Origin of the sequence: Cystobacter fuscus (genome assembly GCF_044360685.1) — a bacterium.
Classification (GTDB): Bacteria; Myxococcota; Myxococcia; order Myxococcales; family Myxococcaceae; genus Cystobacter; species Cystobacter fuscus_C.
Genome location: NZ_CP043491.1, coordinates 3,993,597 through 4,011,281 on the forward strand (window position 1 = coordinate 3,993,597; position 17,685 = coordinate 4,011,281).

13 protein-coding genes are annotated in these 17,685 nt (G+C 70.4%); 12 read left to right on the forward strand and 1 reads right to left on the reverse strand.

Annotated elements, in window-relative coordinates; genetic code table 11:
* The first annotated feature begins 1 nt into the window (after position 1).
* The 10 genes from F0U63_RS16395 to F0U63_RS16440 all read left to right on the forward strand — a co-directional run bounded on the left by F0U63_RS16395 (position 2) and on the right by F0U63_RS16440 (position 13,744).
* Positions 2-3,442 (forward strand): tetratricopeptide repeat protein, encoded by a 3,441-nt coding sequence (locus F0U63_RS16395; RefSeq protein WP_395846854.1) that lies wholly within the window; start codon positions 2-4, stop codon positions 3,440-3,442.
* Between the two features lies 1 nt (position 3,443).
* A complete protein-coding gene (gene purD, locus F0U63_RS16400; protein ID WP_395846855.1) occupies positions 3,444-4,703 on the forward strand; it encodes a phosphoribosylamine--glycine ligase in 1,260 nt (419 codons plus the stop codon).
* Positions 4,700-5,815, forward strand: a complete 1,116-nt coding sequence (locus F0U63_RS16405; RefSeq protein ID WP_395846856.1) for an LptF/LptG family permease — start codon at positions 4,700-4,702, stop codon at positions 5,813-5,815. Before purD ends, F0U63_RS16405 begins: the two co-directional genes overlap by 4 nt.
* Entirely contained in the window at positions 5,812-6,912 is a 1,101-nt protein-coding gene (locus tag F0U63_RS16410; protein ID WP_395846857.1) for an LptF/LptG family permease, read from the forward strand. The genes F0U63_RS16405 and F0U63_RS16410 overlap by 4 nt, the downstream gene beginning before the upstream one ends.
* A gap of 2 nt (positions 6,913-6,914) precedes the next feature.
* Positions 6,915-8,156 carry an O-antigen ligase family protein gene (locus F0U63_RS16415; RefSeq protein ID WP_395846858.1) on the forward strand — a complete coding sequence of 414 codons (1,242 nt, stop codon included), beginning with the start codon at positions 6,915-6,917 and terminating at the stop codon, positions 8,154-8,156.
* Between the two features lie 42 nt (positions 8,157-8,198).
* The gene (locus F0U63_RS16420; RefSeq protein WP_395846859.1) at positions 8,199-9,560 is read left to right on the forward strand and encodes a protein kinase; all 1,362 of its coding nucleotides are present in this window, start codon (positions 8,199-8,201) and stop codon (positions 9,558-9,560) included.
* A 73-nt stretch (positions 9,561-9,633) separates the two neighbouring features.
* On the forward strand, positions 9,634-11,187 hold the full coding sequence (locus F0U63_RS16425; protein ID WP_395846860.1) for a hypothetical protein: 1,554 nt from the start codon (positions 9,634-9,636) through the stop codon (positions 11,185-11,187).
* Positions 11,188-11,255: 68 nt separating this feature from the next.
* The gene (locus tag F0U63_RS16430; protein WP_395846861.1) at positions 11,256-12,359 is read left to right on the forward strand and encodes a UvrB/UvrC motif-containing protein; all 1,104 of its coding nucleotides are present in this window, start codon (positions 11,256-11,258) and stop codon (positions 12,357-12,359) included.
* 108 nt (positions 12,360-12,467) lie between these two features.
* A complete protein-coding gene (locus F0U63_RS16435; RefSeq protein ID WP_395846862.1) occupies positions 12,468-12,986 on the forward strand; it encodes a hypothetical protein in 519 nt (172 codons plus the stop codon).
* A complete protein-coding gene (locus F0U63_RS16440; RefSeq protein ID WP_395846863.1) occupies positions 12,983-13,744 on the forward strand; it encodes a hypothetical protein in 762 nt (253 codons plus the stop codon). Before F0U63_RS16435 ends, F0U63_RS16440 begins: the two co-directional genes overlap by 4 nt.
* A gap of 36 nt (positions 13,745-13,780) precedes the next feature.
* Here the strand turns inward: F0U63_RS16440 and F0U63_RS16445 are convergent, their stop codons facing one another.
* Complete coding sequence (locus tag F0U63_RS16445; protein ID WP_395846864.1) at positions 13,781-14,830, reverse strand: glycosyltransferase family 4 protein; 1,050 nt, start codon at positions 14,828-14,830, stop codon at positions 13,781-13,783.
* 89 nt (positions 14,831-14,919) lie between these two features.
* Between F0U63_RS16445 and F0U63_RS16450 the strand changes: the two genes are divergently transcribed.
* Positions 14,920-16,029, forward strand: a complete 1,110-nt coding sequence (locus F0U63_RS16450) for a glycosyltransferase (RefSeq protein ID WP_395846865.1) — start codon at positions 14,920-14,922, stop codon at positions 16,027-16,029.
* Between the two features lie 220 nt (positions 16,030-16,249).
* Positions 16,250-17,644, forward strand: a complete 1,395-nt coding sequence (locus F0U63_RS16455) for an undecaprenyl-phosphate glucose phosphotransferase (protein ID WP_395846866.1) — start codon at positions 16,250-16,252, stop codon at positions 17,642-17,644.
* The last annotated feature ends 41 nt before the right edge of the window (positions 17,645-17,685 follow it).

A 17,685-nucleotide genomic window follows, 5' to 3' on the forward strand; every position in this document is an offset into this window, starting at 1 on the left:
CATGCGGATTACCTGCCAAAAATGCGCGGCGGCCTACGCCATCGATGACCGGGTCATCACCCCCAAGGGCGTGCGTGCGCAGTGCCCACGCTGCCGCCATCTGCAGTTGGTGAAGCGAGAGGAGTCCGCTTCTTCCGCGGAGCCCGCTCCGGAGCCCGCTCCGGCCGCCAAACCCGCCGCCGCCGCCAAACCCGCCGCGGCTGCGGCCAAGCCCGCTGCCGCTGCTGCCGCCAAACCCGCTGCCGCCGCCGCCAAACCCGCAGCGGCTGCCGCCAAACCCGCTGCCGCTGCGGCCAAGCCCGCCGCTGCTGCCGCCAAGCCCGCCGTGGCTCCCAAGCCCGCGGCTGCCGCCAAACCCGCTGCCGCTGCGGCCAAGCCCGCCGCGGCCGCCAGGCCGGCGGCTTCGTCGCGTCCCGCGACCCTGTCCGACGAGCTGTTCGGCGACCTGAGCCAGCTCTCTCCTCCGACCGGCGAGTCCCCCACGGGCTCCCTGCTGGATGATCTCTCTCCCTCCGACGGCCCTCCGCCGTCGCCCTTTCCGCCCGCCTCCAAGGACTCGCTGTTCGGGGACATCGGGGAACTCACCCAGTCCTCGCCGTCCAATCCGACGCTCGAGGCCGAGGATGATGGCCGGCAGCACACTCCGAGCTACTCGCTGCCCTCGGGAGACCTGCTGTTCGACGAGCCCGAGCCGCCGCCTCCCGCGCCCGCTCCACCTCCGCCGAGGCCCGCCCCCAGGCCCGCCGTGCAGGCCAGGCAGGAGGCCGCGCCGGCCGCCCCCGCCTTCCCGGCGCCGTCGGACGACGCCCTGTTCGACTTCAACGCTCCTCCGGGCTTCGACGCGCCGCCCCCCGCGCCACCTCCTCCTGCCCGGCCGGCCGCTCAGGCCAGACCAGCGCCTCAGCCCGCTCAGGCACCGTCGGACGACGCCCTGTTCGACTTCAACGCGCCTCCCGGCTTCGACGCGCCTCCCCCCGCGGAGGCTCCAGCTCCCGCCGCCGAGGGCGATCCCCTCCTCGACTTCTTCGGGGCTCCCCCCGACGCCGCGCCGCCCGCCGCGCCCGTCAGGCCCGCTCCAGCGCCCGCACCGGCACCCGCTCCCACTCCGGTGGCCAAGGGGTGCCGTGAGTGTGGCAAGCCCCTCGTGGATCCCTTCGATCAGGCGCTCGGCGCGTGCGAGGACTGCCGGCACCGGGGCCAGAGCGCGCCCCAGCCCGCGCAGGAAGCGGCTCCCTCGGTCGAGGTCATCGATCTGCCGCCCATGGACTCGTCCATGTCGGACGCGGGACGGGCTCCGGGCGCGGGGTTTCCCATGCCCGAGGCGGCGCGTTCCATTCCCGCCGCCCCTCCGTTGCCTCCCGAGCCTCGAAGCGCCGCGCGCGCCGCGGCTGCCCGCACGGGCGTGGCCGTGTCCGCGTCCAGTGGCCGGAGCAAGGGGCCGCTGATCGCCGCGGTGGTGGTGCTGTTGCTCGTCGGTGCCGGCGGGGCCGCGTACTTGCTCTCTCCCGACGTGAAGACGCTCGTGGAGAAGCCGCTGGCCGCGGCGGGCTCTGGTTCGGGCTCGGGCTCGGGCTCGGCCCCCAGGAAGCCGGACTCGGGGGAATCGTTGCCTCCCGCGGTGGCGGCCGTGTTGCCGCGCTGGCAGCTGTTGTTCGTGGACGGTGACAGCAAGGAGGGCGACAGCCAGCGGTTGCTCGAGGAGGGCCAGGCCCAGCTCGCCAAGGATCAACGCTTCGCCTACGCGCAAGCGGCGGAGCTGTTCCAGCGCGCGCTGCTGGCGGATCCCCAGAGTGACGCGGCCATTGGCGGCTATGTCCAGGCGCTCGCGCTGGGACGTGGCTCGCTGATGGACGAGACGAGCTTCCAGGAAGCGCGCTCGCTCATCGAGGCCGCGGAGCAGCGCTCGCCGGGCAACGCCGATCTGCAGGTCGCCCACGCCAACCTGCTGCTGGCCCACCCCGAGGAGCCGGGGAACCTGGAGCAGGCGCGCAAGATCGCCGAGGGCGTGCTCGCCGATACCAAGGAGGGCACCGGGACGCAGAAGGCCGAGGCCCACCTGGTGATGGGCCGCACCTTCATGGCGTCCTCCCGCGAGCTGGCCATCGAGCACTTCGAGTCCGCGCTGGCCCTCTCGTCGGATCTGGAGCGGGTGCACTACTACCGGGCGCTGTTGGATGAGTCCTCGGGCGACTACTCGGCGGCGATCGGCCGCCTGCAGAAGCGGCTCGAGCAGGATCCGGAGCATTGGGAGACGATCAGCACCCTGGTGCGCATCTACCTCGAGGTGGGCGAGCCGCAGCTGGCGCGCCAGCTCTACGAGAACCGGCTCAAGGCCGCCCCGAACGACTTCCAGATGCTCCTGGCGAGCGCGGTGATGCGCTACCAGGCCGAGGGGTCCGTCCAGGCCGCGTTGAAGGCCCTGCGCGGCCTGCTGGACAATCGCGACAAGTACGATCAGCGCCAGGTCGCGGAGCTGCTGCTGCACCTGTCCATCACCGAGCGCCTGGCCAACAACCTGGATGCCTCGGCGAAGGCCGGCCGCGAGGCCCTGCAACTGGAGAAGAACAACCCCGCGGTCCACCTCCAGCTCTTCTTCGTGTCCCTGGCGCGCAAGGACGCCGCCGAGGCCACCAGCCACCTCGCCGTCCTCAAGGGGCACCTGGGCGAGCCCGCCCTGGAGAAGATCCTCGAGGGCCGCCTGCGGCTGCTCGAGCGCAAGCCCGCCGAGGCGATGACGCTCTTCAACGAGGCCGCCCAGCTCGATCCGCGCCACACGGACGCCCTGCTGCTCGCGGGCGTGGCCGCCGCCCAGGACGGACGCCGGGAAGAGGCCTTCCGGGTGCTCGCCAAGGCGCTGCTGGGAGATCCCCACCGGGTGGCCCCGAGGCCCGTCCTCACGCCCTTCTACCTGCGCTCCGGAGAGCTCATCCAGGGCCTGGATGGCTCCATCGCGGGGATCGCCCGCGGGGATGACGACCTGTTGCCCTTCCTCTACGAGGGGCTGCTGCGCTACCACCAGGGTGAAGGCGCGGCCGCGGAGAAGATGTTCAAGAAGGTGTCCGACGTGGACGCCAGCAATGCACAAGCGTCCTCCTTCCGCGCGCTGATCGCCCTGGCCCGCAAGGATCGCAAGAGCGCGGACGACGCCAAGGGACATGCCGCGCGCGCGGTGGCGGGAGGGCGCCAGGTGGCGCTCGCCCACTACGTCCAGGGGCTGGTGCTGATCAACGCCAAGCAGGTGGAGCCCGCCCGCAAGTCCCTGCGCGAGGCGGTGGCGCTCGCCCCGAAGCTGTACGCGGCCGAGGTGAAGTTGGGCGAGCTGGAGGCCCCCTCCAGTCCCGGCCCGGTGCGCGAGCGGTTGGTGCGGTTGTTGGGGATCGATCCCTCGTACCTGCCCGCCAAGCGCGTGCTCTACCTGATCGACAAAGACAAACGAGGTTGACGTGAAGGTTCTTCTCCTCGGCTCCGGCGCGCGCGAGCACGCGCTCGCGTGGAAGCTGTCCCAGAGTCCGCGGCTCACGAAGCTGTGGGTGGGACCCGGCAACGTGGGCACCGCTCGCGTGGGCACCAACGTGCCCCTGGACGCGCAGGATCCCTCCGCGGTGGTGGCGTTCGCCCGCCGTGAATCGGTGGACCTGGTGGTGGTGGGCCCCGAGGCGCCGCTGGTGGCGGGCGTGGCGGATGCGCTCGCCGTGGCGGGCATCCCATGCTTCGGGCCGGTGGAGGCCGCCGCGCGCGTCGAGGGCTCCAAGGCCTTCGCCAAGGAGATCATGGTGGAGGCGGGCGTGCCCACCGCGGACTACCGCGTGTTCACCGACCTGGCCGAGGCCGAGGCCCACGCGGTGGCGCAGGGCCGCATCGTCGTCAAGGCGGACGGGCTGGCCGCGGGCAAGGGCGTCATCGTGGCGCACGATGCCAAGGCCGCGCGCGAGGCGGTGCGGGCGGTGGGTGCCATGGGCAGCGCCGGCCAGCGGTTGGTGCTGGAGGAGCTGCTCGAGGGCGAGGAGGTGTCCGTCATCGCCCTGTGCGACGGCGAGCGCTACGTGCTCTTGCCCCCCGCGCAGGACCACAAGCGCGTGGGGGAGGGGGACACGGGCCCCAACACCGGAGGCATGGGCGCGTACGCTCCCGCGCCCTTCCTGACCGCCGGGCAGCTCGCCGAGGTGGGTGAGCAGGTGATCGCTCCGACGCTGGCGACGCTGCGGCGCCGGGGCACTCCCTTCCGGGGCGCGCTGTACGCGGGGCTGATGCTCACTCCGCGCGGCCCCAAGGTGCTGGAGTTCAACGCGCGCTTCGGCGACCCCGAGACGCAGGTGTTGATGATGCAGCTGGCCGAGGACGTGCTGCCGCTGCTGGACGCGTGCGCGCGGGGCAAGCTGGAGCCGCGGGTGCTCGCGGTGCATCCCGGCGCCTCGGTGGGCGTGGTGCTCGCCGCCGAGGGCTATCCGGAAGCGCCCCGGAAGGGCGCGCGCATCGAGGGCATCGACTCGGTCGCCTCCGACTGCCCGGTGTTCGTCGCGGGCGTGGACGGCGAGTGGCGCACGGCGGGAGGCCGGGTGCTCACCGTGTGCGCGCGGGGCGCGGAGCTCGCCCAGGCGCGTGCCCACGCCTACGCCGCCGTGGAGCGCATCCACTTCGAGGGCATGCACTTCCGCCGGGACATCGGAGCCAAGGGGCTTGGCGCGCCCGCCGTGACGCCGTGAACCTGCTCTCGCGCTACCTGCTGAAGGAGCTGGTCATCCCCCTGGTGGTGTGGGTGGCCTTCCTCTTCCTGCTGCTGTTCGTCATGCAGTTCTTGCGCGGCACGGATGTGCTCCTCGGCTCGGCGGTGACGCTCGGGGACATGGGGTGGCTGCTCGTCTACCTCTCGCCCCACTTCCTGGTGATGGCGCTGCCCATCGCCTTCCTGCTGGCCATCCTCCTGGGGCTGGGCCGCTTGTCCGAGGACAGGGAGATCACCGCCCTGCAGGCGCTGGGCATCGGTCCGGTGCGGCTGATCGCCGGGCCCCTGTTCATCGGCGCCGTGCTCTCCGGGCTGATGCTGCTCATCACCTGCACCGCCGAGCCCTGGGGGCTCACCAGCGTGAAGGAGTTCGTCGCGGAGATCATCAAGAAGAACGTCGTGGGCGACGTGAAGCCCGGCGTCTTCTACGAGGACCTGTCCAACCTCACCCTCTACGCCGAGCAGGTGGAGGAGGGAGGCGAGCACCAGTGGACGCACGTGCTGGTGCACGATGATCGGGAGCCGTCCGCGCCGCTGCTGATGCTCGCGCGCCAGGGCCAGGTGAACACGAGCACCGCCGGGCAGGTGCTCACGCTGGTGCTCGGCGACGGCGAGGCGCACCGGGCCAACCGCGGCGAGGCGTCCTACTCCGTCATCACCTTCGAGAAGGCGGAGATCGCCGTGGGCGTGGAGGGCAGGATGGGCCGGCGCAACCGCTTCCGCTCGCCCAAGGAGGAACTCACCCCGGTCGAGCTGCTGGAGGCCGCGGAAGAGGCCGAGCGCACGGGGGGAGATCCCCGGCCCTTCCGCATGGCGCTGCACACCCGGTTGGGCAACGCGCTCGCGCCGCTGTCCTTCGCGCTGCTGGGCACGCCGCTGGCCATCGGCCGCCGGCAGGGCGGACGCGCCTGGGGGTTCCTGCTCACGCTGGCCGGCTACGTGCTCTTCTACCTGCTCACGCGCGTCTTCGAGCAGATGGGTCAACAGGGGCGGCTGCCGATGCTCCTGGCGGGCCAGCTCACCAACCTCGTCTTCTGCGCGGTGGGCGCCGTGGCGCTCTACCGCGTCAACCGCTCGGGGACGGTGCGGTGAGCGCCACGCTCTTCCGCTACGTGGTCCGCACGTACGTGGGCTTCGCGGTGGGCATCCTCTGTGCCCTGGTCACGGTGTTCCTGGTGGTGGACTTCGTGGACCGCTCGCGCATGTACACGGGCGAGGGCTGGGTGTGGAGCGTCCTCGTGCTCTACGCGAACAAGGCGCTCTTGTCCGTGCAGCAGCTCGGGCCGGCGGCGCTGCTGCTCGCGGCCGGAGCGGCGGTGTCCTCGCTGCGCAAGCGCGGCGAGGTGACGGCGATGCGCGCCTTGTCCTTCGGCCCCAAGGCCCTCTACCTGCCCGTGGGGGTGTGCGTGGCGCTGGCGTGCGTGGGGCTCATCGCCTTCGACGAGTGGGTGGTGGTGCAAGCGGGCATGCGCGTGGATGAGATCACCACCCAGCGCTTCGGCCGCTGGGGCGACTGGGGCATGTACCACACTCCCAAGCAGTGGTTCCGCCGGGGAGACCACATCTTCTACCTGCGCAGCGGCAGCGCGCAGGAGGGCTTCGTGGACGTGGCCATCCTCACCGTGACGCCGGAGTTCCGGCTCGCGCGGCGCGTGGACGCCCGGAGCATGCGCCCCGTGGAGGGCACGCGCTGGAAGCTGGAGGGCGTGGTGGAGCGCACCTTCACGCGCGACGGCCAGTCCTCGGTGCGCGAGCTGGACGAGGTGGAGTACGACCTGGGTGCCAGCGCGAGGACCTTCCGCATCCGTCCGGGCCGGCCCGAGCAGATGCGCGTGCCGGTGCTGCGCGAGCAGATCGCCGCGCGCGGCGAGGTGGGACTGGCGACGCGGCAGTTCTCGCTCGTGCTCCACAACCGCTTCGCCTATCCACTGGCGGGCCTGCCCGCGGCGCTGCTGGCGGTGGGCCTGGCGCTGCGGCCGGGACGCAAGGGCAACCTGACGGTGGCGCTCGTCGAGGGGCTGCTCATCTCGGTGATCATGTGGGGCCTGATGGTGGTGGCCCGGACGCTGGTGCTCTCCGAGCGGCTGTCGCCCGTGCTGGCGGCGTGGTTCCCCGTCGCCCTGCTCGTCGTGGCCGCGGCGCTGCTGTGGTTGCGTGGCGAGGGCCGCCTGGGCAAGGGAGTGGGGTGAACGTGCGCCGGAACGTGCTCGAGCGTGCGCTGCTCTTCTTCATGCTCCTCTGGGGCGTGGGGTGCCTCTTCCTCGAGGGCCTCGCGGCGGTGGGGTTCGCGGGCACCGCGTTGGGAGCGCTCGCGGTGGCCCGTCAGGAGGGCGTCACGGTGCGCGGCGCCGTGCGCGCCTGGGCTCCCCTGGTGGTGTTCCTCGCCTGGTCGTTGCTCGTCCCCACGCTGGCCGGACACCCGCCGAGCGGCACGGGCGTGGCGCGCCTCTTGGACTTCGTGGGCATCCCCGTGGCGGCGGTGGCCTTCGGCTTCCTGTCGGACGCGCGGCGGATGTGGCTCGCGTGGGCCGTGGGTGGGTTGTTCCTCGTCTCGTGCGCGGTGGCGGGACTCCAGCACTTCGGCGTGTGGCCCCCGCTGGAGGCCTGGGCCCCCCTGGCCTGGACGCGCCTGCCCTTTGATCGGGTCTACGAACCCGTCGTCGGCGCGGAGCACCGCTTCATGGCCGGAGGGCTGCTCTTCCACCGGCTGAAGTTCTCTCACATCGGGGGCATGGCGGCGGTGTTCGCCCTGGGCGTGGGCCTGCGCCTGCGAGGGCGGCGGCAGTGGGCGGCGCTCGCGGTGGCGGGCGTGGGGCTCGTCTCCGTGGGACTCTTTCCCTATGCCCGCGCGGGCAGCGTGGCGCTGGTGGCGGTGATGGGCGGGGTGGTGCTGCTCGGCCTGCCCCGGCGCGTGGCCCTGCCCACGTGCGCCGCCGTGCTGGCGCTGGCCGTGCTCGCGCTGGCACTCAACCGGCCCCTGCGCGAGCGCTTCCTCGACAGTGGCTCCGATTCGGGTTCGGGCAACCGGCCGGCGCTGCGGGAGACGGGCCTGCGCGCGCTGCGTCAACACCCGGTGACGGGCGTGGGCCCGGGGCGCTTCCAGGCGAAGAAGTACGCCACCGAGGACATGCCCGCGCAGGCCCGCGAGCACCCCGGCAAGTCCCACAACCAGTACCTCAGCATGGCCGCCGAGACGGGCGTGCCGGGGGCGCTGCTCTTCGTGGCGCTGCTCGGCTGGCTCGCCTGGCGCATGCCCCGGGGACGCCCCGAGGGACTGGGCGCGCTCGGGGTGCTCGGGTTCTTCTGCCTGCTATCCCTGCTGCATGATCCGCTCTTCCACGTCCAGGCCTCCCAGGCGCTGGTGCTCCTGCTGGGCATTGGCCTGAGCGCGCGCCGCGGGGTCGACTGGCGAAGCGGGACGCAGGCGGGCTAAGTCTTCGGGGAGCGAGCCCTGGAGCGGGCCCGCGTTCCTTCCATGACCCAACCGGCTGCCAGTGACGTGCGCGTGGGCTCGGTCCTGCGGGACACGTATGAAATCACCTCGCTGCTCGGCAAGGGGGGCATGGGCACCGTCTACCTCGCGAGCCATCGCCGGCTCCCCGGCAAGCAGGTCGCCGTCAAGGTGCTGCGCGGCGGGGCGGACCTGTCCCCGGAGCAATACGCGCGCTTCCGCCGGGAGGCGGAGATCGCCTCGCGGCTCGGCCATCCGAACATCGTCGAGGTGCTCGACTTCGACACCCTGGAGGACGGCACGCCCTTCCTGGTGATGGAGTACCTGCGCGGCGAGAGCCTCGAACAACGGCTGGCGCGCGGCCCCCTGGCGATCGAGGAGATGATGTCCCTCACGCGGCAGATCGGCTCGGGGCTCGTGGCGGCCCACCGCGCGGGGATCGTCCACCGGGACCTCACGCCCGCCAACGTGTGGCTCGTCCCCATGGACCTGGGGGGCAAGGCGGGCACGCGGGTGAAGCTGCTCGATTTCGGCATCTCGAAGATGCTCGACTCCCAGACGCTCCAGACGCAGGACTCGGTGTTGATGGGCACGCCCCTGTACATGGCGCCCGAGCAGGCCATGGGCAGGAACAGCACGGTGGACGCGCGCACGGATCTCTTCGCGCTCGGGTGCATCGTGTACGAGATGCTGTCGGGCCGCTCTCCGTTCGAGGGAGAGGACAACGGCATCCTCCAGGTGATTGACCGCATCATCCACTCGCAACCCGAGCCCCTCTTGCTCCTGCGCCCCGGGCTGCCCGAGCACGTGCTCTCCGCGGTGGGGCGCGCCCTGGCGAAGAGCGCGCGGGACCGTCATGCGGATGTCGCGGCCTTCATCCAGGAGCTGACGGGCAGGCCGCTCCTGTCCCTGTCCAGGAACGCGATGCCCAGGGTGTTCATGCCCTCGAATCCGAGGATGGCGGCGGTGGTGGCGGCAGCGGGCCGTTCCCGCATGGACGGGGAGGGGGAGGAGCCCACGCACGTGCCCGCGCCGACGGTGCGCATCGCGGCGCCCGTGCCACCCGGGAGTGCCTCCGAGCGTCCTGAAAACCCCGCTGGGCAAGTCCGCCGGGCCCGACCGGTGCCGAAGTGGGCCGTGGGCGTGGGCTGGGCGGTCCTGGTGGTGGGTTTCTCGGCCGCCGCGTGGTGGATGCGGTCGCCGTCTCCCACGCCCGCTGGCGCCGCGCCCGCGTCCTCCGCGCGCCCGCCGCCGTTCGCCGTGCGCACTTCCTCCGAGCATCTCGCCGAGGTGGAGACCGAGCCCGCCCCGAAACCTCCCGCCGCGCCCGAGCGGCCCTCCGCTCCGGCCCCCGAGAGACAGCCGCTCCCGGAGGCGCCGCGGTAACAATCCATCGAGTTCTGATCACCCGCGCCAGCCGGGACTCCTCCCCTGGCGCCTTACCCCACAGGAGACAGACGTGAGAGTCATCGTGGCGATGTTGGCCGTGGTCGCGGTATTGGAAGCAGGTTCTGCCCGGGCCGCCGCGCCCGTGGAGCCGGGCAAGGTGTTCGCCGGTCCGAACGGCGAGCTGGTGACGGCGATCCCGCTCACGCCCGCGGACGACAAGAAGGCCATCGTCCTCGTGCAGGGCACCGACAGTGAGCTCGACGGCAAGGTGCTCCCCTACGACGTGGAGACGTCGGGTCAGGACGTGCGCTACGTCACCCAGTGGCATGGCCGCCGCTATGTCACCCTGTACCTGCTCGTCTCGGGCTCGCGGCGCAACTACTACGTGAACGTGCCGGGCCGGCGCGACGACACCGCGGTGACCTTCGATGACGCACGCACCCGCGCGCTCAAGGGCGAGGAGGTGTACGCGCTGCATCAGAAGCAGAAGTCGCAGGGGCTGCTCACCCGCCTGATGGCCTTCGATCGCAAGGGCGAGGAGGCCCAGATCGAGCGCGAGCTCGCCACGTCGGTGAAGAGCATGAACGAGGCGTGCGGCTCGCAGACGGTGGGGCTCGTGGAGTGGGCGAGCATCCCGGACGAGCTGATCAAGGAGTACAGCATCGCCTCCTATTGCGAGGCCCCGCTCGACTCGCTGCGCAAGCTGTGCGCGTCGGCCGAGGCGAAGAAGGTGGTGCAGACGCGAATCAAGGAGGCGAGCTGCCGCTTCGGGGACGCGCCGGCCGTGAAGGTGGAGTCGGGCCGACTGACGTGGACGACGGCCAAGGACGCGTCCAACCAGGAAGAGTTCGCCACGAAGGCCTTCCTGGACACGCTCGAGTCCACCCGGGGCCAGGGCGAGAAGCTCTCCGCGCGGATGGCGCTGGAGAAGACCCACGTGTGCTCGGATGGCAAGGGGCACTACGTGCTCGTGCGGCCCGACGAGACGCACACCGTGCAACTGGCCTACGGAGACGGCGAGCGCTTCGTCGAGGTCGCCTCGCCGCCCTGGGTCCTCAACGGCCACTTCTTCCTGGAGCCGCGCTTCTACAACAAGACGATGAACCACTCGTTCCGGGGGCTCGACATGGGCCTGTACTCGGAGGTGGCAGTGGACGAGGAGAAGAAGACCTGCGCGGTACGCTGTGGCGAGCGCACCATCCCGTTCACCTGGGTGGACGGGGAGCAGAAGGAGACGCTGGTGTCCAAGGCCACCTTCGAGCCCAACCCCCAGAAGTACGTGCCCTACGCGCTGCTGCGCGATCAGAAGGGGCGCTATTACCTGGTGGAGCGCGGCTTCAAGAAGGAAGAGGAGCGCAACTTCCGCGTCTCCATCGGGCCCAAGGGCAACCTCCAGGTGCAGAAGATGAAGGACGTGGTCTCCGACTCGAAGGGGGAGATCTTCTCGACGAAGCGGGGCGAGCTGCGGCTCGTCGTGGAGAAGGAGCAGCCCTCGCTGTGGATCGAGAACAAGAAGAAGACGGAGCTACGCCCGGTGCCCGTCGAGGAGAACATGCCGCTCATCTACAACGAGCTCGGGGTCTATACGGGCGCCCGCCTGGGCACTCCGTGCGACGACCAGTGAGCCTGGCGCCCGTCCTCCCGCCTGCCGGAACACGCTGAGGGAGCACGTTATAGGTGCGCTCTTCGGTCATGAGTGCATCACGCGTCGAACAACTGCGCGCGGACGTTCGCGCGCGCGCGGAGAACCGTCCCGGGGTGTACCGCATGCGCGGGCCCTCGGGAGAGGTGCTCTACGTGGGCAAGTCCGTGCGCGTGCGCACCCGGCTGCTGTCCTACTTCCGCGCGCAGCGGGGTGAGAAGGCGGCGGAGATCATCGGGTACGCGCACGGCGTGGAGTGGGAGTACACGCCGAGCGAGTTCGCCGCCCTGTTGCAGGAGTTCCGCCACATCAAGCGCTGGCGGCCGCCGTACAACGTGGAGCACAAGCGCGACAACTCGCTGTGCTTCATCAAGCTCACGCGCGAGCCGGTGCCCCGGCTGCTGGTGGCCAGCCACGTCATCCACGATGGGGCCGAGTACTTCGGGCCCCTCCGCGGCCGGTACCGCGCCACCGAGGCGGTGCGCGCGGTGAGCGATCTGCTGGAGCTGCGCGACTGCGCGTCGGACACGCCCATGCGGCTGGCGGATCAATACGAGCTGTTCCGTGTCCAGGAGGATCCCCGCTGCATGCGGGGACAGACGGGCCGCTGCATCGCTCCGTGCGCGGGAGGCAGCACGCGCGCCGAGTACCAGACGCGTGTCTCGCTCGCGCGCGACTTCCTGAATGGGCTGACGGACCAGCCGCTCGTCCTGTTGCGCGAGCGCATGACGCTGGCCTCCCGGCGCTTGCAGTTCGAGTACGCCGCCGAGCTGCGTGACCGCACGGAGTCGCTCGAGGGCGTGCGGGACGAACTGCTGCGGGTGGGCCAGTTCGTGGAGCAGCTGTCCTTCGTCTACACGGTGCCTGGGGAGGCGGGAGAGGACCGGGTCTACGTCATCCGCCGGGGCAGCGTGCGCGCGGAGTTCGCGGTGCCCGGCTCGCCCGAGGCGCGGCGTGTCCTGGAGCAGCAGGTGCGTGAGATCTTCGAGCGGCCGGAGCCGCGGATGATCGGCCTGCGCGCCCACGAGGCCCAGGAGGTGCTGCTCGTGGCGAAGTGGTTCCGCCTGCACCCGGAGGAAATGGAGCGCACCGTGCCCGTCACGTTGAACGTGCTCGTGGAATCCCCGGGCGAGGAGTCGGAGCGGGCGGGTTAGTGCGGACGTGACCAGCAGGCTCTGGTCGCTCGCGGCATTCCGTGTGGCATGTTGGGTGGTTGACGCTCGGGGGAGCGTCTTCGCATTTGCCGCTCCGGTTGCGCTGTGATGCCCGGCGACGAATCTGGAACGTTGGTTTCGACTGAGATGAGCTTTTCGAGGACGACCGCCATCCTGCTCTTCACCGGGGCCGTCTGCCTCGCTTGGGCATGGGTGTATTTCACCGGTGAGACCGTGCCCCTTGCCCAGAGGCCGGCCCGTGAAGTGATCGGACCGATGACGCTCGGCTGGTTTTCTCCGCCCGGTGACGTTTTCAGGCGGCTCGGCGCGCCCGGAAAGACGAGGCTTGTCTCATCCATCAGCAGGGTCGGTCCAGACGGGCCCATGCCGGAGATCGTCTCGGGATCGCTGGAGAGCCTTGAGTCAGCGGCCGTCGTCCTGGCGCACTACCGAGCCGCGTGCCTGCATCTCGGGCTCGATTCTCCGCCCGCCGCCGACATTCTCAAGGTGGAACCGGAACTCACCTGTTACGGCCGGTACGGCGGTCAGACGATCAGTGTCATCGTCACCCCGCGCTGTGACAGCCATTGTCTCGTTTTCGTTGAAGTGCGAGGGCAAGTCTCATGACGTCTCGCAGCGACATCAAGCCGAATGATCGAGGGTGGCGCCGCCTCAGTTATACGTGCCGGTGCGGCTGGGTGGACTGGGGGCATGCATTGCCCGGCAGCGCGTTGGCACTGAAGAAGCAATTGGATGCGGAACGCGGCGACGAGCCTTCTCTTCGTCATCTGGACGTGCGGCTGAACGGCAAGCCAGCTTTCGTCCTCTCCTATGGCCAGGAGATGGGCCGTGGCCCGCTCCGGATCTCCACCCACCGCCATTGGATCGTTGCGAAGGGACTGTCCGACCAGCAACGTGAAGAGGTGGGGCTTGGGATCTTCATGTCGGCCTCGCACACCTTTGAGACGATGCAAGGCTCATTTCCGTTTTCGATCGCGTCTGGCTCCAGCAGTTTCAGCGTCGAGGATCTTGTTTCGAATCTGATCGGATTCTACTCCGCGTTTCGCGGGGTCAGTCAGGACTCGATGCGCCGCATTTGTGGCGAAGTGGGTGTCGAGGCGAGCGATCAGGTATGGAGCGAACATACGCCCCAAGGACTGCAGACGCACAGGAACCGCGACTTCAAGCCGATCCTGTTTCCCTGTGGTGAATGCGAAAAAGCCGACACGTCCTTCCCTCAGGAGCTGAGCACATTGAAGGCGGCGACTCCTGGTTTTCTGTACGTCGCCCCGCAGACGCGCTTCATCCCTGGCATGTTGGCGAACGCGGCGGTTCCCCTCGATTTCGATTCGTTGGGCCGTATGCAACCGGGCTTCAAGCGCTAACGCCTGGAAGCGAGCCGACATCCCGTGGCCTCTTCGTCAGGTCTCGAGTGCCCGGCGGTAGGTGGCCAGGGTCCTCCGGGCGCAGTCCTCCCAGGTGAAGCGCGCGGCGCGCTCGCGGCCCTTCTCCGAGAGGTTCCGGCGCAGCGACTCGTCGCGAGAGAGCTTCATCGCCGCTTCCTTCCAGGCCCGGGCATCGTCGGGGGGCAGCAGCAGCGCCGCCTCGCCCACCACCTCCGGCAGGGACGTGGCTCGTGCGGCCACCACCGGCGTCCCACAGGCCATGGCCTCCAGCGCGGGCAGACCAAAGCCCTCGTAGCGCGAGGGCAGGAGCAGCGCCGTCGCGGCCCCGTAGAGCCGCGGCATGTCGTCCTCGGGCAGCTCGGACAGCTCGATCGTGGAGTCCGGAAAGCCCAGCTCCCACGCCGCGCGTTTGCCGGCCAGCAGCACGAGCGGCTCGGGCAGGGACTCGGCCAGCCCGGCCAGCATCCCCAGGTTCTTGAAGGGTTTGGTGTTGCCCACCGCGAGCAGGAAGCGGGGCGGCAGGCCCCGGCGCTCGCGGAAGTCCTTCAGCTCCGAGGCCGTCTGCGGCTGGTAGCGCGCGTCCACCCCGTTGGGGATGACCTGGAGGCGGTAGGGCGACAGTTTCAGCTCCCGCGCGAGCTCCTCCCGGGAGAACTCGGACACGGTGATGAGCGCCCGGGCCATCTTCGCGCGGGGGCCCACGACGAGCTGGTAGTAGAGGCGGCGGCCGGGGCCGTACTCCTCGGAGAGCACCAGGTGGTTGGCGTCGTGGAGCGTGGCCACGAGCCGCCCCGGCCACAGCGCGGGCAGCGAGAAGGAGGTGGCGTGGAAGAGGTCCGGGTTCAGCCGCGCCAGCCACGCGCCGAGCACGGGCTGCTCCAGGGGCGAGAGGAACGGGGCCGGGCAGCGGTGCAGGGGGATGCGCGGGGTGAGGGTGCCCAGTCCCGCGGGGAGCCCCTCGGGCCCGGTGAGGGCGCTGAAGCGCAAGTCCGGCGCGAGCACGGGCAACCGGCACGCCAGCTCCAGCGCGTAACGCGCGATGCCGTGCAGCCGGCCACGAACCATGCGCAGGTCAAGGAGGACACTCGCCACGAGCGCTGGCACTACCACACCCCGGGGACGCCGCGGGGACTCGCGTGCTACAAGGCCGCCCCGTGAAGGTCGCCCTCGTCCATGACTGGCTCGTCACCCAGCGAGGCGGCGAGCACGTGCTCGAGGCACTGTGCGAGCTGTTCCCGCGGGCCGACATCCATACCCTCGTCCACCGTCCCGGTGCGGTGCACCCGCGCATCGAGGCCCATCCCATCCACACGTCGGTGCTCCAGCGGGTGCCCCGCATCCACAAGCTCTACCGGCACTTCCTCCCGGTGCTCCCCCAGGTCATCGAGTCCATGCGCCTGACGGACTACGATCTGGTCATCTCCTCGAGCCACTGCGTGGCCAAGGGCATCCGCAAGCCGCCCGGCGCCAGGCACCTGTCCTACGTGCACGCGCCCATGCGCTACATGTGGGACTTGTTCGACGACTACTTCGGACCGGGCCGGGCGTCCGCGCCGGTGCGCGTGGCGGCGCACGCCGTGCGGCCCTGGCTGCAGAAGTGGGATCGCGAGAGCACCGCCGGGGTGGACCGGCTGCTCGTCAACAGCCAGCACATCGCCGGCAAGGTGCGGCGCTTCTGGGGCCGCGAGGCCACGGTGGTGTACCCGCCCGTGGCCCTGGAGCGCTTCTGTCAGCACCCGCTCACGGGGCTCGGCCAGGGGGGCTACTACCTGTGGCTGGGCGCCTTTGCCCCCTACAAGCGGCTGGACATCGCCCTGGAGGCCTTCCGCCACCTGGATGCGCCCCTGTGGGTGGTGGGCACGGGCCAGGAGGCGGCGCGGCACACCTCGGGGCCGCCGCCCGCCAACATCCGCTTCCTCGGCTCGGTGACGGACGAGGCGCTGCCCGGGCTGTACCGCGACGCGCGCGCGCTCATCTTCACCGCCGAGGAGGACTTCGGCATCGTCCCGCTGGAGGCCCAGGCCTGTGGCCGTCCCGTCATCGCCTACGGGCGGGGTGGGGCGCTGGAGACGGTCAACGCCCGCACGGGTCTCTTCTTCGACGCCCAAACGGCCGAGGCGCTCGCGGACGCCGTGCGCCGCTTCGAGGCCTGGGAGCCGGGCTTCCAGCCCTCGGACGCTCGCTCGCAGGCCGAGCGCTTCAGCCGGGTCGCCTTCCAGCGCGCGGTGATGGCCGAGGTGGACGCCCTCATGAAGAGCGCGTGACGCACCCTGACAGGGCTGTCAGGGGGGACTCGCCTTCCCGAGGCGGGGCGCGCGATCCGGGAACCGGGTGGGGCGGCTCCAGGGGGGGCAACCCCTTGGATTCCGGGCGCTTTCCATGCTACGAGCGCACCGGCTGTGAGGGTGTCCGGTAGCGGACGAGCCGTGGGTGCGGGGCGCGAGGATTGCAGCTCGCGCGCGGGTCCGAGAGAAGGAGCTTCACGTGTTCAGCCGGTTCCAGCGCTTCTACACGTCCATCAAGGTGGCCGCGGATGTGGTGATGCTGACGGGGGCGTTCGCGCTCGCGTACGCCACGCGTTTCGAGGGGCCGATTCCGGTGCTGTACGGACTGCCGGCCTGGAACGAGACGCTGCTGTCGTTGGCGACGGTGCTCGTGGTCTTCCCCTTCACCTACCAGCAGGCGCGGCTGTACGTGACGAACCGGGCGCGCACGCACATCGGCGAGGTGTTCGAGGTCTTCAAGGCCACCGTCATGGCCACGCTCATCGTGGTGGCGCTGACGTACTTCACGCGCGAGCGCTACTCGCGTCTCATGCTGGCGTTCTTCGCGGGCTACGCGTTCGTGGGGGTGTCGGCGGTGCGGCTGGCGCTGCGCGCGGTGCTCAGCGAGGTGCGCCGGCGCGGCTACAACCTCAAGTCCGTGCTCGTCATCGGCACGGGGGAGCTGGGCCAGCGCGTCATCGAGACGGTGGAGGGCCACAAGGAGCTGGGCTTCCGGGTGACGGGGGTGCTCACGCTGGGCGACGAGCGCCCGGGTGAGCGGGTGCGGGACATCCCCGTGGTGGGCCACGTGAAGGCCGTGGACGCGGTGCTGGACGCCAACCCGGTGGATCAGGTCGTCATCGCGGTGCCGCTCGAGCAGCAGGCCGCCGTCAAGCCGCTCATGGAGCAGCTCGCGCTGCGCACGGTGGACGTGAAGGTGGTGCCGGACCTCTACCAGTACGTCACCCTGTACGGAGGTCTGGAGGAGTTTGGTGGCCTGCCCATCATCAGCCTCCAGGGCGATCCGATGACGGGCTGGAACATGGTGGCCAAGCGCGTCTTCGACGTCCTCTTCGCCCTGGTGGCGCTCGTGCTGAGCGCGCCGGTGATGTTGCTGGTGGCGATCGCGGTGAAGCTCACCAGCCGGGGGCCGCTGCTCTACGCCCAGGAGCGCATGGGCATGGATGGGCGCACGTTCCACATCCTCAAGTTCCGCACCATGCGCACGGACGCCGAGGCCTCCGGCGCCCTCATGGCGAGCAAGGACGATCCGCGGCGCACGCCCATCGGCACGTTCCTGCGCAAGTACTCGCTGGATGAGCTGCCCCAGTTCTTCAACGTGCTCACCGGCGACATGAGCCTCGTCGGCCCCCGCCCCGAGCGGCCCGTCTTCATCGAGGAGTTCAAGCGGCAGATTCCCCGCTACCACCTGCGCCACAAGGTGAAGGCGGGCATCACCGGCTGGGCGCAGATCAACGGCCTGCGCGGACAGACCTCCATCCAGAAGCGGATCGAGTACGACCTGTACTACATCGAGAACTGGTCCCTGCTGATGGACCTGAAGATCCTGGTGCGCACCGCCCTGGGGGGCTTCCTGTCCAAAAATGCCTATTAGCGTGGGCTGCCAGACATCCGTGAAATGATGTGAGTTGTGCT